The following is a 16,485-nucleotide window of genomic DNA, read 5'->3' as shown; positions in this document are numbered from 1 at the left end:
TATTAAAAAGGCTGATTGTATTTCCCAGTTAATGCTTTGTTTTCTATGCTTTTAGCAAAGTTAGGAGTTTCTTCATGATTGTGTGCATCAGAAGCAGCTTGTCTTGAAGCAGCAGCGCCAGCTAGATCTACTCCATGTTCTTTTAAGTATTCAAACATTTCTGGTGTTGCAGTTGCATGAATCTCATTGGTGTAAAGGCAAGTATTTTCATCAATTTTGGTTACTTTAAGTTCCCATAAAACCTGAACTTTAGTACGTCCGTTTTTAGTAATAGAATCTGAAATAGACAACATACGGCAATAATCTGGACGATGAACTGTTGCCACATAATGCTGTACCATTAAAGCATCGCCAATTGTTTCTACATTAATAGACATAGGTTCGCCTTCATAGGTGCTGGTAATTCCTGCACCAATATGCTGAGTTGAGCAACGTTGGTATTCTACATCAGGAAGGTTTAAAAGCCAGTCTGCAATATTTACTTTTTCAATAGGAGCATTAATAACTGCAGTTACTGCTGAATGTGATAATGCGTTTTCTTTGGTTTGGATGATTTCCATGATTTCTTGGTTTTAAATGTTTAACTGAAGTAAATTTACTTCCTTACATTCGTGTAGCATTCCACTATTCATCGAATGGGCAAAAACACTCGTTTAAATAGCGAAATCAATCGTTTGTTGTTCTGAAGTTTGGAATGAAGACAATAAAAATATTTCAATCTGAGAAAACATAACCAGTGGTTTCAACCACTGGGACACAACGATAATTACGCCTGCAATCATTAATGTATGATTATTTAAATGGGCATTTTATACAGCTATATTTTAAAATGAAAAAAAACAAAAAAGACCGCCTTTTACAGACAGTCTTTTAATTGAATAATATATAGTAAGATGGTTTTTCTTGAATTTAAAACGAGCTCTTGTCTTATTTATTTCACAGTGATTCTAAAAAAACTTTAGCTTCTAAGAGAGACGAGTTCAAAATCTTTTCGACATCATTTAAAATTTGCTGTAAAGTTGCATTTTGTTCTGTAGCCAATTCAAGAATATCAAGTTTTTCTTCTAAAAGAGGCAATAGTCCCATTATAGCAGCACTTGATTGTAAGTCATGTGCTCTAAGTTTCACCATTTTAAAATCTTGATTTTGATAAGCCGTCATAAGCTGTTCCAAATGTAGTGGCACATTGTCAATAAACTGTTTGGTGACAGTTTGTTCAAACGCTTTATTGCCAGCGCTTACAGATTGCATATACGAAAGATCAATATGTTGAAAAACAGGATCAGATTGTATAACGTTTGTTTCTTCGGAATTTGATTCTTTCAGTCCAAAAGCAGCAATCAGTTTAAAAAGTTCTTCCTCTTTTATAGGTTTTGAAATGTATTCGTTCATTCCTCGGCTCAAACATCTTTCTCTTTCGCCAGGCAGGGCATGTGCTGTCATGGCAATTATGGGAATATCCAGTTTTAAGATTTCTCTAATTTGCTGAACAGCCGTATATCCATCCATTTGAGGCATCTGTAAATCCATTAATACAAGATCACAATCTTTTTTCCTTAGATATTCGACTGCTTCCAAACCGTTAGAAGCCATTTCAAAATCAACATTCCATTGAGAAAGCAAATGTTTCATTAAACTTTGATTGATCGCGTTGTCATCTACAACTAAAACTCTCAAAGCAGTATTTGAGATATCTTTAAAGTGGTTAATATTGGCAATAGGTTTAGAATTGAGCTGTTCTTTAGCAATATCATACGGAATATAAAAGCTAAAGGTTGTTCCTTTTCCTTGTTCACTTTTCACTTCAATATCACCGTTTTGCAATAAAATCAGTTTTTTTACTATTGATAATCCTAGGCCAGTCCCACCGTAATTTCGAGTGGTAGAATCTTCACCTTGATTGAATCTTTCAAAGACTTCATTTAGTTTTTCTTTATCAATTCCAATTCCCGTGTCCGTAATTTTAAAGCCTACAATGACCTTTTCTTCATGTTGTAGTTTGTTATAGACCTCAATGCTTACAGATCCCTGATGGGTAAATTTTATGGCATTTCCAATGAGGTTTACCAATATTTGAGTTAATCTCGTGGCATCACCAATTAAAGTATCAGGGATCGAAGTATCGACTTTACTGGAGATGGTTAATTTTTTTTCTTTTACACGTTCTGAAAAAAGCGTTTCAACCGAATCCAATAATCCGTTGATGCTGAATATTCCAGGCGTAATACGCATCATTCCAGCCTCAATTTTAGATAAATCGAGTATGTCATTAATAATGGTCATTAAATTTTCGCCCGAACGCTGAATAGAATTCACAAATTCTGCGGAAGTTTCATCCAAAGGCCTTTTTTGTAATAAATTGGTGAAACCTAAAATACCACTGAGCGGCGTTCTGATTTCATGACTCATATTAGCCAGAAAATTTTCTTTGGTCTGAGCGGCGATCGATGCTTTTTTTTCTGCAATATCCAATTCTTTAATCAGAAAATGTTGTCTTCTAAATTGGCGCATAATATGATATCCTATAACGGCACCACTCAAAACTAGTAAAACTAATAAGGAGATGTCGTAAAGTTTTGCTCTTTGACCCATTTCCACACTTAGATTTCGCAACTCTACCATGCGCAATTGACGCTTATGGTAAATCTTTGCTGTAATATCAGTAATCTCATTAGAAATTATTCTGGCTCTAGGATTAGCAATCGAGCTATCATCATCCATATTTCCTAAAGAATCAAAACGATGCAGGAGTTTTCCTTTTGTGACCATTTTATTCTGAGCCAAAACTCCGAGTCTTTGTATTAACTTTTCCTCTTCAGGATCGGCATTATCCACAGAAAGGGAATCGAGAAAATTTCTAATCTGTCTGATTTTTTGATCGATTCCTTCTAAATGTGTAGTATCATTGGTTGCAATAGAGGCTCGAATTCTGCTTTCGACACCCAAAATATCACGGTCAATTTCTCTTAAATGATTGCTGGAACGTAATTCATTTAAAAGAGTATTATTATTTCGTATGAGTTCTTTAGTATTTTGAGCCGAATTAATTTGTACAGCAATCAATAAGATGCTGCATAAAATAAAACTGCTGATTATAAAATAACTAAAGCGTTTGTTACCCATTACGGTAGACGTATTTATCATAAAATAAGTGTATATGAAATTGTACTATCTTAATTCAATAAGACAGGATTTTAGTTTCCCAACATCGAAAACAAAATGATATCTAAAATACATTCATTCTTGTGTTAAGCGCTTTTCTGTAGGCATCTGCAACAGGAATAAATTTTTTATTAATCATAATGCCGCCATCTTGTAAAGTATCGATTTTACCAATAGAAACGATATAGGAACGATGTACTCTAATGAAATCATCTTTTGGGAGCCGTTCTTCAGCAGTTTTCATTTTACCGTGTATGGCAAACATTTTTTCTTTGGTGTAAAACTTTACATAATCGCCCATTGCTTCCGCATAAAAAATATCATCTAGTTTCAAGCGTCTTGTAATATTCGAATCTCTGACGAATAAAAATTCTTCTTTACCAAATTGTATGTTTTCTTTTCTGCTTTCAATGATAGATTGTGCTTTACTTACTGCTTGTAAAAATCGTGCAGGCATGATTGGTTTTAGGATATAGTCTGCAATATTCAGTTCAAATGCTTCCAGTGCATATTCTTTTTTAGAAGAAGTGAAAATGATGATGATATCTTTGCCTGAAAGGTTTTTAGTCAATTCAATTCCCGTCATCTCAGGCATTTCGATATCCAAAAAAATCAAATCTACCTGATTTTCCTGTAAATGATGATAGGCTTCAATAGCATTCGAATATTCATTTACAACAGTAAGATTTGGAATTTGTTTAGCCAAATGAGATAAAGTAGTTCTTGCAATATCATTGTCATCAACAATTAACGCTTTCATGGTATTTGGTTTTTGGTTTAGACAAATATACTTATTCCTTGTTATTTTATCTAAAGTAAGAGCGTATCATCCATGCCATTTCTTCATGAATTTCTATTAAGCCGGTAATAAAATCGCTTGATCCGTAATCTTTGTAATCATCAGCAAAAGGAGTGATGTTGCCACGGATAAATTCAATAATACTTTCATGGTCTTTTAATAGATCTTTCATAAAACCTAAACCATCGTTTGTTCTTTCGCTATATTCTGTAAGATGCGTAAGTTCAAGATATGATTTTAAGGTTGCAGGTGCATAGTGGCCAATTTTACGCATACGTTCTGCAACGCTGTCAATGATTTCATCCAACTGTTTGTATTGATTTTCGAAGAAAATGTGATTGGCATGAAAATTATCGCCTGTAACATTCCAGTGTGCATTTCTGGTTTTAGTATAAAGCACAAATTCGTCTGCAAGCAGTTTTGCTAATTCATTAGAAACGGCGTCAGTATTTTTCTCTGTAAGGCCAATGGTTGCTTTCATAATTTCAAGTTTTTAATTTATAAGCAGTAATGCTTTGTTTTCTGATGTAAAGGTCTTTAGAAAACTTCTTTAAAAAGTATGATTTTAGGTAAACAGGCAAAATGAATCGTTGAAATGAAGAAGGTGTCCTTTTAAGTAGTTTTTAGGTTAAAAAACTCCAGTATTTTTTAATGACAAATTGGAAACATAAATTAATATTAGTGTATTGGATAAGAACAGAATTTATTAAAAAAATAAATTTGTAATAGAATTTACTACTACTTTTAATTGAAGATTCACAAATTTTATAAACCATGAATTTAGAACAAGAAAAAGAGTTTGCGGCAAAAGAAGCAGTTAAATTACTAACTGATAATATGATTGTGGGATTAGGTACAGGTTCAAGCTCTGTTTATGCAATAAGAGAAATTGCAAAACTTGTCAGCAATGGCCTAAAAATAAAAGCGGTACCAACTTCTAATAAAACTAAAGAACTTGCTGAGGCTTTAAATATTCCTTTGATTGATATTAATTTGATAAATTCAATAGATATTACAATTGATGGAGCAGATGAATTTACCTCTGACTTAATTTTAATCAAAGGCGGTGGGGGTGCATTGCTTAGAGAAAAAATTGTAGCCTCATTAACAAAACAAGAAATTATAATAGCGGATTCATCAAAAGAAGTAAAACAAATAGGAAAATTCAAAGTCCCAATTGAAGTAATTCCATTTGCTTCAAATTATATTTTAAGTCAAATTAAAATATTAAATGGTATTGGAAAAATTAGGATGGAAGGAGATAGACCATTTAAAACAGATCAGGCAAACAATATTATAGATGCTGATTTTGGCATCATTTCTGATCCTGCTTCTTTATCTAAAAAGTTAAATGATATTAATGGAATTGTTGGACATGGAATATTTATCGGTCTGACAAGTAAAGTTATCATGGGAAAAGGAGATTCAACCATAATTTTTGATTAAAGCGGAATTATTCAATTTAATAGTTTTTTATGTGAGCTTCTTTTTTACAAAACCGCCTTAGATTTCTGTGCCACTTTTGGAGGGAACTCCAAAACCCTGTTACCACGATTTTACATTGAACTTTACTGAAATGTTGGCAAAGAAAATTTGTTGATTATAATAATGAGAAAATTATGAGGTGTCATTGTTAAAACTTAAAAGTTTAATTTTATCTTTACAATCACATACGCACTTCTTACTTGTCATAACAAAATAATCCTTCCTATTATTTTGGCAAGTTACTGGTTTAAGAAGGTATTTTCGAAACTCACTTTCATTTACATAAACTTATAATTTCATGTATCAAACTGTAAAATATATTTTGCTGCTTTTTTTAGCATCATTAACTTTAATTTCCTGCAAACAAAAACTGAGCGATAAAATAAAAGTTGGATTTTCTCAGGCTATGACTACAGATGATTGGCGTAAACAAATGAACAGCTCAATGAAAATTGAAGCTTCATTAAGGCCTGAGGTCGATTTAACTATAAAAGACGCCAATAATAATATCGAGAAGCAAATAGAAGATATTGAAGGATTCATTTCTAAGAAAGTTGATGTTATTATTGTATCTCCAATTCAATCTAAACCTTTGACCGCAGTTGTGGAAAAATCAATAAAGGCAGGAATTCCTGTTCTTGTTGTAGATCGAAAAATTGAGGGAGAAAGCTATACTGCTTATCTTGGAGCTGATAATATCGAAATTGGCAGAATTGCTGCCCGATATATTATCTCGCACAGTAAAGGTTCTGGCAAAATCATTGAAATAACAGGAGCAAACGGTTCTTCACCAGCATATGAACGTAGTCTTGGATTTGATCAGATTATCAAAGAAAATAAGCGTTTTAAGATCGAAAACACTATAAACGGCGATTGGGAAAAAGAGTCAGTCAAAGTGCCCTTAAAATCAATTCTTTTACAAAATCATGACATCGAATATATTTTTGCTCATAATGATCGTATGGCTTTAAGTGCCTGGGAAACTGCCAAAACTGTTGGCTTAGAAAAGAAAATCAAATTTATTGGTGTTGACGGACTCAATACAGTAAATGGGGGGATAGAATTGGTAAAAAGTGGAGTTTTAGACGGTACAATACTATATCCGACAGGAGGAAATGAAGCGTTGAAATTGGCTTTAAAAATGTACAATAAAGAAGCAATTGCAAAAAATAATATTCTAAATACAATTGTAATAGATAAGAATAATGCTGAAATTATCGAAAATCAAATGGATAAAGTCGATCAACAGCAAACAGTTATTGAGTCACAACAGGGAGCGATAAAGGTTCAGGAAAGAGAATATGCTTCGCAGAATAACTTGGTTCGGTTGCTGAGTTTTTTCTTAGTGATTATTTTGAGTTTGACGATTTATAGTATTTATTCAACTATTTCTATTTCAAGAAAGAAAAAACAGCTTGAAAGAATTAATCAAACCGTAATTGATCAGAATAATGAAATTCAGGAAATGGCTCAAATTGCTCAAAGAAGCAACGAAGCAAAATTGAATTTCTTTACTGGACTTTCGCATGAATTTAAAACACCCATAACGCTTATTATGAGTTATGTAGAATCGTTGATTGAAAATGAAAAAATTAAAGGTACAGCACTGATTGACGAAGTAAAACTAATTCATAAAAACTCAAATCGATTGCTCAGATTAATAAATCAATTGTTGGATTTCAGGAAGATTGAAGAACAAAAATTTGCACTTAGAGCTTCCAATACAAAAATTTACGATTTCACAAATGAAGTCATGGCTAATTTTAAAGGCGAAGCTGCCCGAAGAAATATTGATTTTCAGCTTACTTGCAAAAATAAAAACTTGGAATTGTTTATCGATAGAGGATTGATGGATAAAGTGTATTTCAATTTGCTTTCTAATGCCTTTAAATTTACACCCGATAACGGAAAAATCAGCATTTCAATTATCGACAATCAAGATAATACAGTTAAAATCAGTTTTAAAGATTCTGGAATCGGAATACCCGAAAATGAATTATCGAATGTTTTTAATCCTTTTTTCAGGGCTTCAAATAATAATAAAAACAGTTCGGGAATTGGACTTCATCTCTCAAAAGAGTTTGTGCTCTTGCATCAGGGAACGATAGAATTGAAATCAAAACAGGGAAGCGAATTCGTAATTACCTTATTGAAAGGAGTAAGCCATTTACAGCCTTCTGAAATTATAAATAAAGCTGAAAAACTAAATGAAACACCAAGTTTAATTACAGATAATCTTGATATAGAATCTGATTTGAATGAGAAAAATGTAATTTCTGAATCTGAAAAACATACACTTTTGGTTATAGAAGACAATATAGATTTGGTTTCATTTTTAAAAGCTAAATTATCTAATGAATATGTCATTTATACTTCTGACGGAAGCGATGCTATTGAAAAAGCAATGGAAATTGTTCCTGATATTATCATTTGTGACATTAATTTGGTAGATAAAGACGGTTACGAAATCAGTAAAGAATTGAAAAAAGATTTGCGTTCGTCACATATTCCTATTATTATTTTAACAGCACAGAGCAATAAAGAATCAGTTTTAAAAGGATTGCAAAGTGGAGTAGATCAGTATCTAACGAAGCCTTTTAGCCTGTCTATTTTAAAACAATCTATATCAAGTCTGCTTTTCAACAGAGAGAAACTTCGTTATTACTATACTAATAATATATATCGTGTTGAACCTGAGTCGAAATTTGGCAATCAGGAACAATCCTTTATTACCAAAATGAATGACATCATTAAGAAAAACGTCGAAAATCCCAAATTCTCTGTTGAAGATTTAGCTGATAAACTCGGAGTTTCGAGAGTTCAGTTGTATCGAAAAGTAAAAGCAATTATAGGAATTAATATAAGTGACCATATCAATAATGTAAAATTGGAGAAGGCGGCAGAGCTTTTAAAGTCAAATAATATGAATATTTCTGAAATTGCGTACTCACTTGGTTTCTCTTCTCCCAACTATTTTTCTACAGCTTTTAAGAATAAATTTGGAATTTCACCAAAGGAATACAAATCTTCCATTTAATATTGGTTTAAAATTGATGCAATTTAGGTATCAATTTTAAACCTAATGTAACAAAATCGAAACTACAAGGTTTTCGTAAATAAATTTTAAATTATCTAAAGCCTTGTAAATAAGGCTTTTGTTATTTAAATATCAAACTGTCAGTATTTATAGAATTAAATTGTAACATCATTAAAAATAAGTTGTTTTTTTTGCGGATATCTTAGCAACAAGTTTTTAATACATCTACAATGAACAAGATATTGATTTGGTCTGTTACTGCTGCACTGGCAGGTTTTCTATTCGGTTTTGATACCGTAGTTATTTCTGGAGCTGATAAACAGCTACAGCTTCTTTGGCATTCATCTGATGCTTTTCATGGATCTGTTGTTATGGCAATGGCACTTTGGGGAACAGTTGTAGGTGCCATTTTTGGTGGAATTCCAACCAATAAAATAGGTCGTAAAAAAACACTGTTCTGGATAGGAATTTTATACTTTCTTTCTGCTATTGGTGCTGCTTTTGCAAATGATCCATTTGTATTTGCTGCTTTCAGATTTATTGGAGGCTTAGGTGTTGGGGCGTCAACTATTGCAGCGCCGGCCTATGTTTCCGAAATTGCTCCGGCTGACAAACGCGGACGTTTAGTAGCGCTGTATCAGTTTAATATTGTACTTGGAATTTTAATTGCATTTATCTCCAACTACTTTTTAAAAGATATTGGTGAAAATGCCTGGCGTTGGATGATAGGAGTGCAGGCTATTCCTTCTTTTATTTACATTCTTTTTATACTTACAATTCCAGAGAGCCCAAGATGGTTATTATCTAAAAACCGAGATGAAGAGGCTCGTAAAGTTCTGTTTCAAATTGATCCGTCTGCTGACCTAAAAGACATCATGGATGATTCCAGAGAAAATGGTGTTACAAAACATGAAAATATCTTCATGAAGAAATACCGTTTTCCGTTAGTATTGGCTTTTTTAATTGCATTCTTTAACCAATTTTCGGGAATCAATGCCTTTTTATATTATGCGCCAAGAATTTTTGAAGAAGCAGGTTTAGGACAAAATACGGCTTTATTAAGTAGCATCGGAATCGGAATTACGAATCTTATATTCACTTTAATCGGCGTAGCATTAATTGACAAATTAGGAAGAAAGTTGTTAATGTACATTGGTTCTGTGGGATATATTATTTCTTTAGGATTGGTTTCTGCTGCCTTTTATTTCAATTGGGGAGGCTTATCTGTACCTATTTTCCTTTTCTTATTTATTGCTTCTCACGCCATTGGCCAAGGGGCAGTTATCTGGGTTTTTATTTCCGAAATTTTTCCAAATCACATTAGGGCTTCTGGACAGGCATTTGGAAGTTCAGTACATTGGGTTTTGGCAGCAATTATCCCATCTTTAATACCGATGCTATTTTCAGAAATTGGCCCGGAAGTAGTATTCTTAATTTTTACATTGATGATGGTGCTGCAATTACTGTTCGTAATTTTTCTGATGCCCGAAACCAAAGGAGTTTCTTTAGAAGTATTAAGTGAAAATCTAACCAAAAAAAATATCAAAAAAAATGAGATCAAAGAAACATCTACCGCTGGCATTTTATAGTGCGATACTCCTCTCAGTAGGGGGACTTAAACCGTATTCGGCTGTGGCGCAAACAACTGCTGTTTCAGTATCAGCATCTTCAGAGGAGCAAATGTACCGTCCTAATTTTCATTTTACTCCAAAAAAAGGCTGGATGAACGATCCTAACGGAATGTTCTATGCAGATGGAAAATATCATTTATTCTACCAGCATTTTCCTGATGGAAATAAATGGGGACCGATGCATTGGGGACATGCCGTTAGTAAAGATCTCATTAAATGGGAAGAGTTGCCTATCGCGATTTACCCGGATAAGAATAGATATATTTTTTCAGGAAGTGCTGTTGTAGATTCAAACAATACTTCTGGTTTAGGAACGGAGAAAACGGCTCCAATTGTAGCAATTTATACGCTGCATGATATGACAAAAGAAAAAGAAAATAAAATTGATGTCGAGCAGCAGGACATTGCTTTTTCGAATGACAATGGTTTTACATGGCAGAAATTTGAGGAAGGAAATCCTGTCATAAAAAACCCTGGAATTCGAGATTTTCGTGATCCGAAAGTAACTTGGGATGAAACGAATAAGCAATGGATTATGGTTTTAGCAGCACAGGACCGTTCTCAATTTTATAAATCCAAAGACTTAAAAAACTGGGAATATTTATCTGATTTCGGAAAAGATATTGGGGCACATGGAGGTGTTTGGGAATGTCCAGATTTTTTTGAAATAAAAGTACAAGGGTCAAATGAAACCAAATGGGTTTTAATTCAGAGCTTAAATCCAGGAGGTGTAAATGGAGGTTCCGGAACGCAATATTTTATTGGAGATTTTGATGGAACTACTTTTACATTAGACCCAAATTTTGCCAAAAGAGTAGAACAGGAAAAGGCTGTTTGGATAGATTATGGGAAAGACAATTATGCTGGTGTAACTTGGAATAATGTTCCAAGTGCTGACGGACGTCGATTATTTATCGGCTGGATGTCTAATTGGGATTACGCGCAAGATGTTCCAACATTTGCATGGAGAAGCAGCACTACAATTGCCCGCGAAATTCAGTTGATAAAAAAAGGAAATGCTTATAGCCTAATCAGTAATCCGGTAAAAGAAATCAATAAATATGTTTCTAAATCTATAAAAAAGAAAAACCTAAAAGGAAAAGGCAATCTTTCGATTTCCGGATCAGGGAAAATTGATTTAACTAAAGCAATTATTGATTTTAAGCTGAAAAACATAAAACAAGACACGTACACTTTTACGCTTTCAAATGAACAAGGTGAGTCTTTGACTTTCGGAATCAATAATTCAGATCATTATTTATTTGTAGATCGTTCGAAGTCTGGAAAAAATGATTTCTCTGAAAAGTTTGCAGCAACGATCACAAAAGCAGCTTTAAACGGGAATCAAAAAGAAGGTGTTTTTAAAATTATTTTAGATAAAACCTCTATTGAAATATTTTACAACAATGGCGAAAAAGTTATAACAGAAATCTTTTTCACAAACCAGCCATTTACATCTCTATCAGTTTCTTCAAAGGAGGAAATTGAATTGAATAACCTCGTAATTAACCAATTAAATATAAACTAACTAAAAACCACTAACCTCATGAAAAGTAAAATTATTTATTTTCTATTTTTCTTCTTTCCGGTGCTACTTATGACGGCTCAGGAAAATGGAGTAAAGGGAACGGTATTTTCTGCAGATGACGGAATGCCGCTTCCAGGAGCAACCGTACTTATTTCAGGTACAAATACCAGTACAGTAACAGATTTTGATGGCAATTTTTCGTTCGGCAATATAAATTCAGATGCGGTTCTTGTAGTTTCCTTTATAGGATATGCTCCACAATCTATTCCTGTTAAAGGCAAAAAAACGATCAATGTAACTTTAAAAGTAGACAACAACCAGCTAAATGAAGTTGTAGTAACAGGATACTCCAAACAAAAGAAAACGGATATCACCGGAGCAGTTGCCGTTGTGAACATGAAGGAAGTCATGAAGCAGCCGGAGCCAAACCCAATCAAAGCTTTGCAGGGAAGAATTGCCGGAGTAAAAGTATCTTCAGATGGTTCGCCGAGCGGAGGAAATACAAAAGTGGTAATTCGTGGTGTTGGAACTTTGAACAACACAGATCCGCTTTACGTTATTGACGGAATGCCGACAAAATCTGGAATGCATGAATTAAATCCTAATGATATTGAAACGATTCAGGTTCTGAAAGATGCTTCTTCAGCGAGTATTTATGGTTCCCGAGCTTCAAACGGAGTAATCATCATTACAACCAAAAAAGGTAAAGAAGGTAAAATGAGAATCAATTTCAGTACCTATGCTTCCTTTTCTGATTATTCAAGAAAGTTAGATGTCCTAAACGCAAACCAGTTTGGGCAGGCACTTTGGCAGGCGAATATTAACGACGGTTTAAATCCGAATAATAACAATTTACGTTATCAGTTTGATTGGTCGGTAAACAATAATAAACCGCAATTGAATAAAGTTTTGGTTCCGGAATATTTAGATGCACAACAAACCATAAAAGCTTCAAATACGGACTGGTATGACGCAATTTCTCAAACCGGAGTTGCCAATTCTTATGATTTATCAGTTTCGAATGCTTCTGACAAAGGAAATTATGTTTTTTCGCTAGGATATTATGGAAATGAAGGCGTTGTAAAAACAACAGATTTCGAAAGAATTTCTGCCCGAATGAACAGTTCTTATAAATACTTTGATGGCAAATTAGTTATCGGAGAAAATTTCAGTTTAAATCGTACAAACGAAGTAACAGATCCGGGCGTTTTAGATCCTGCATTGAGAGCTTTACCAATTATTCCGGTGCATACTGTAGACGGAATTGGTTGGGGAGGACCGGTTGGAGGAATGAACGACAGACAAAATCCGGTTCGTCTTTTAGAATATAATAAAGATAACAAATACGATTATTTACGTCTTTTTGGTAACGCTTACGCGGATTTGGAAATCATTAAAAATCTGCACATCAAAACCAGTTTCGGAATGGATTATGGTTTTTACAAAAAACGTACGCTGCAAAGAAGCTACAAATCAGGTTATCTGCAAAATGATCAAACGTCTGTTACAATCGATCAGTCAATCAGCGACAAATGGACTTGGACGAATACAGCAATTTACAGCTTAAATTTTGGAAAAAGCAATCTTAATTTGATGGCGGGAACGGAGATGTATAAAGATACTTATGATACAAACACGTTACGTAAAAATGACTTTTTGATCGAAACGCCGGATTATATGTATCCAGATGCAGGAACTGGAGAATCTTTTACCAGCGGAACTTCGACTGTATATTCTTTGCTTTCTTATTTTGGAAAAGCAGATTACGAGTTTGATAATCGCTATTTGGTTTCGGCAACAATTCGTCGTGATGGTTCTTCTCGTTTTGGAAAAAACAATCAATTCGGGACATTTCCGGCAGTTTCAGCGGGGTGGAGAATCAGCAATGAAAACTTCATTAAAAATAGTGCTCCTGTTTTTTCAGACTTGAAATTAAGAGCAGGCTGGGGACAAACCGGAAATCAAGAAATCAGCAATACGGCAGTTTACTCGCTTTATCTGGCAAGTTACGCAGGCGGAAGTCCAACTTGGGCAACGTCTTACGGAACAGCTTATGATATTGCAGGAAACGGAAACGGATTACTTCCATCTGGTTTCATCGCAACGCAATCAGGAAATGATGATTTGAAATGGGAAACGACTACACAGACGAATATTGGTTTGGACTTTGGTTTATTCAAACAAAAATTAAGCGGATCTATTGATTATTATATCAAAAAAACAGATGATATTTTGGTATTGCCACCGTATTTAGGAGTTATTGGAGAAGGTGGAAATCGTTGGGTAAACGGAGCTTCTATGGAAAATAAAGGTTGGGAGTTTTCTTTAGGATATCACGATGAAACTTCATTTGGATTGAAGTATGATATTTCCGGAAACATTTCGGCAAACAAAAATAAGATTACACAATTGCCGGATGAAGTAAAAAACAACTACGGAGGCGACGGATTGGATGATAATATTTTAGGACGTCCAATTAATTCGATGTACGGATATGTTACTGACGGATTGTTTACAAGTCAGGATCAGGTAGACAACTCTGCAATTCAGGAAGGAAAAGGCCTTGGAAGGATTCGTTACAAAGACTTAAATGGCGACGGAACAATTACAGATAAAGACCGTACCTGGATCGGAAATCCAAATCCGGGATTGTTGTACGGAATTAATTTAAACTTGTCTTATAAAAACTTTGATTTTACCACTTTTTGGGAAGGTGCAAGTGATGTGGATGTTATCAATAACACCAAATATCAGACTGATTTCTGGAGCGTTGATGATGTGGGATCAAACAAAGGAACTCGTTTGCTGAATGCATGGTCCTTAGACAATCCAAATTCTACAATCCCTGCGCTGACAACTGTTGATAGAAATGCAGAGTCTAGATTTTCAACTTATTACGTAGAAAATGGAAATTATCTTAAACTTAGAGTTTTGCAGTTTGGATATAGTTTTCCTAAAGAATTACTGAAGAAATTGAATATGGAAAGTTTTAGACTTTACATCAGCGGACAGAATTTGTTGATTATTGATGCTAAAAGCTTCACAGGAGTTGATCCGGAAAATGCTGGTTTTGGATATCCTCAGCCGACAACTTTTACTGCTGGTCTTAATTTTACTTTATAACAAAAGATTAAAAAAATGAAAAAAATATTATATATCGCAGGATTTGCAGTGATGGGTTTCTTGGCTTCCTGTTCCGATTTTTTAGAAAATGATCCGCGTGGTGTGTTGTCAGAAGAAGATATTGTTACGCCTCAGTCGGTTGAAGGATTTATGAATGCAGCGTATGCACAGTTAGGAAATGATCATTATGATTCTCCGTACAGTTTGTGGCCTTTTGGTAATGTTCGTTCAGATGATGCTTATAAAGGCGGAAGCGGTACAAATGACATTCAGGATTTTCACTTTTTTGAAGTTTCAAATAACATTCGTCCGGATTTTGGAGAACTGGATAATTTCTGGTACATCAGTTATGTAGGTGTTTCAAGAACCAATAAAGCGTTGAAAGCCTTAGAGCAGCTCTCAGAAGCAGATTATCCGTTGAAGAAAACGAGAATGGCTGAAATGCGTTTCTTGAGAGGGCATTTTTATTTTATGCTGAAAATCATGTTTAGAAATGTACCTTATATCACAGAAGATATTCCGGTAGAAGATTATAAAACGATTTCAAACAAAGCACTTTCAAACGAAGAACTTTGGAATAAAATTGCTGAAGATTTTCAGGCTGCAGCAGATAATTTGCCAGATACACAGCCACAGGTGGGGCGTGCCACTAAAAAAGCGGCTTATGCTTATTTGGCAAAAACAAGATTGTATCAGGCGTACACACAGGATGAAACATTCAAAGTTACAGGTATAAACCAGCAGCATCTACAGGAAGTGATCGCGGCAACAGATAAAGTAGTTGGAAAAGCTTCTTTAGAACCTGATTTTGCAAACAACTTCCTGCCTGGAACTTACGAAAACGGGCCGGAATCTATTTTCTCAATCCAATTTTCTGATAATGACGGAACGCTTTACGGAAGATTGAATTTCTCAGACGTTCTTTCAACGCCACAAGGTTTAGGCTGTTGTGATTTTCATAAGCCAAGTCAGAATTTAGTAAATGCTTTTAAAACTGGAGCAAATGGTTTACCAGAGTTTGATACTTACAACAATGAAGATTTTGATTATAAAAATATAGACGCCAATACTGTTGATCCGAGATTGTATCATACGGTTGCGATGCCAGGTCTGCCTTATAAATATGACCCTGAATTTCTGTATGTTGAAGCTTGGGTAAGATCTCCGGGAACCTATGGCTATTTTGCTTCTTTAAAGGAAAATGTTGCCCCAAATTGCAGTTGTGTTGTAAATATTGATCCTTTTTACGGAAATTCAAAAAACAGAATTCAGATTCGTTATGCTGATGTGATTTTAATGCGTGCCGAAGCCTTGATTGAATTAGGAAGACAATCTGAAGCTTTGCCGTTAATTAATCAAATCAGAGAAAGGGCAGCGCAAAGCACAGGAAGACTACCTTACGTGAAAAACTTCAAAATCAATACCTATGTAGATGGCGTAAATTGCAATTGGACCCAGGATTTTGCCCGTAAAGCTTTACGCTGGGAACGTCGTTTAGAATTGGCTATGGAAGGAAGCCGATTTTTTGACCTTGTTCGCTGGGGAATTACAGATCAGGTTATGAATGACTTTTATGCAAAAGAAAAAACAAAACGTACCTATTATCAGGATGCTTTTTTTGATGCGCATAAAGAAGAATATTGCCCAATTCCGTTGAAACAAATTAATTTCAGTCAGGGATTGTACAAACAAAATCCAGGTTATTAATCCTTAAAGAATC

Annotated in this window: 10 protein-coding genes; 6 read left to right on the top strand and 4 right to left on the bottom strand. The window is 34.4% G+C overall.

All coding sequences use genetic code 11. The features are described from left to right. Positions 1-2 precede the first annotated feature (2 nt). The 4 genes from GQ47_RS01795 to GQ47_RS01780 all read right to left on the bottom strand — a co-directional run bounded on the left by GQ47_RS01795 (position 3) and on the right by GQ47_RS01780 (position 4,442). The gene (locus tag GQ47_RS01795) at positions 3-560 is read right to left on the bottom strand and encodes a hypothetical protein (protein WP_035644109.1); all 558 of its coding nucleotides are present in this window, start codon (positions 558-560) and stop codon (positions 3-5) included. Positions 561-936: 376 nt separating this feature from the next. Beyond that, positions 937-3,144 carry an ATP-binding protein gene (locus GQ47_RS01790; RefSeq protein WP_035644107.1) on the bottom strand — a complete coding sequence of 736 codons (2,208 nt, stop codon included), beginning with the start codon at positions 3,142-3,144 and terminating at the stop codon, positions 937-939. 82 nt (positions 3,145-3,226) lie between these two features. Next, positions 3,227-3,922: a LytR/AlgR family response regulator transcription factor gene (locus tag GQ47_RS01785; RefSeq protein ID WP_035644104.1), complete on the bottom strand. Its 696-nt coding sequence runs from the start codon at positions 3,920-3,922 to the stop codon at positions 3,227-3,229. A 46-nt stretch (positions 3,923-3,968) separates the two neighbouring features. Further along, positions 3,969-4,442 (bottom strand): Dps family protein, encoded by a 474-nt coding sequence (locus tag GQ47_RS01780; RefSeq protein WP_035644102.1) that lies wholly within the window; start codon positions 4,440-4,442, stop codon positions 3,969-3,971. Between the two features lie 293 nt (positions 4,443-4,735). Between GQ47_RS01780 and rpiA the strand changes: the two genes are divergently transcribed. From rpiA to GQ47_RS01750, 6 genes are all read left to right on the top strand, one after another. Beyond that, the gene (gene rpiA, locus GQ47_RS01775; RefSeq protein WP_035644100.1) at positions 4,736-5,407 is read left to right on the top strand and encodes a ribose-5-phosphate isomerase RpiA; all 672 of its coding nucleotides are present in this window, start codon (positions 4,736-4,738) and stop codon (positions 5,405-5,407) included. Between the two features lie 337 nt (positions 5,408-5,744). After that, a complete protein-coding gene (locus GQ47_RS01770) occupies positions 5,745-8,483 on the top strand; it encodes a substrate-binding domain-containing protein (RefSeq protein ID WP_035644097.1) in 2,739 nt (912 codons plus the stop codon). Between the two features lie 230 nt (positions 8,484-8,713). Further along, on the top strand, positions 8,714-10,072 hold the full coding sequence (locus GQ47_RS01765) for a sugar porter family MFS transporter (RefSeq protein ID WP_035644095.1): 1,359 nt from the start codon (positions 8,714-8,716) through the stop codon (positions 10,070-10,072). Next, complete coding sequence (locus tag GQ47_RS01760; RefSeq protein WP_035644093.1) at positions 10,035-11,642, top strand: glycoside hydrolase family 32 protein; 1,608 nt, start codon at positions 10,035-10,037, stop codon at positions 11,640-11,642. The genes GQ47_RS01765 and GQ47_RS01760 overlap by 38 nt, the downstream gene beginning before the upstream one ends. Positions 11,643-11,660: 18 nt before the next feature. Then, a complete protein-coding gene (locus tag GQ47_RS01755; RefSeq protein ID WP_035644091.1) occupies positions 11,661-14,765 on the top strand; it encodes a SusC/RagA family TonB-linked outer membrane protein in 3,105 nt (1,034 codons plus the stop codon). A 15-nt stretch (positions 14,766-14,780) separates the two neighbouring features. Further along, positions 14,781-16,472, top strand: a complete 1,692-nt coding sequence (locus GQ47_RS01750) for a RagB/SusD family nutrient uptake outer membrane protein (RefSeq protein ID WP_035644089.1) — start codon at positions 14,781-14,783, stop codon at positions 16,470-16,472. The last annotated feature ends 13 nt before the right edge of the window (positions 16,473-16,485 follow it).

This window comes from Flavobacterium sp. ASV13 (assembly GCF_000745775.1).
Classification (GTDB): domain Bacteria; phylum Bacteroidota; class Bacteroidia; order Flavobacteriales; family Flavobacteriaceae; genus Flavobacterium.
The sequence above is the reverse complement of the archived record's forward strand: the minus strand, read 5'-3'. Positions and strand labels throughout refer to the sequence as shown.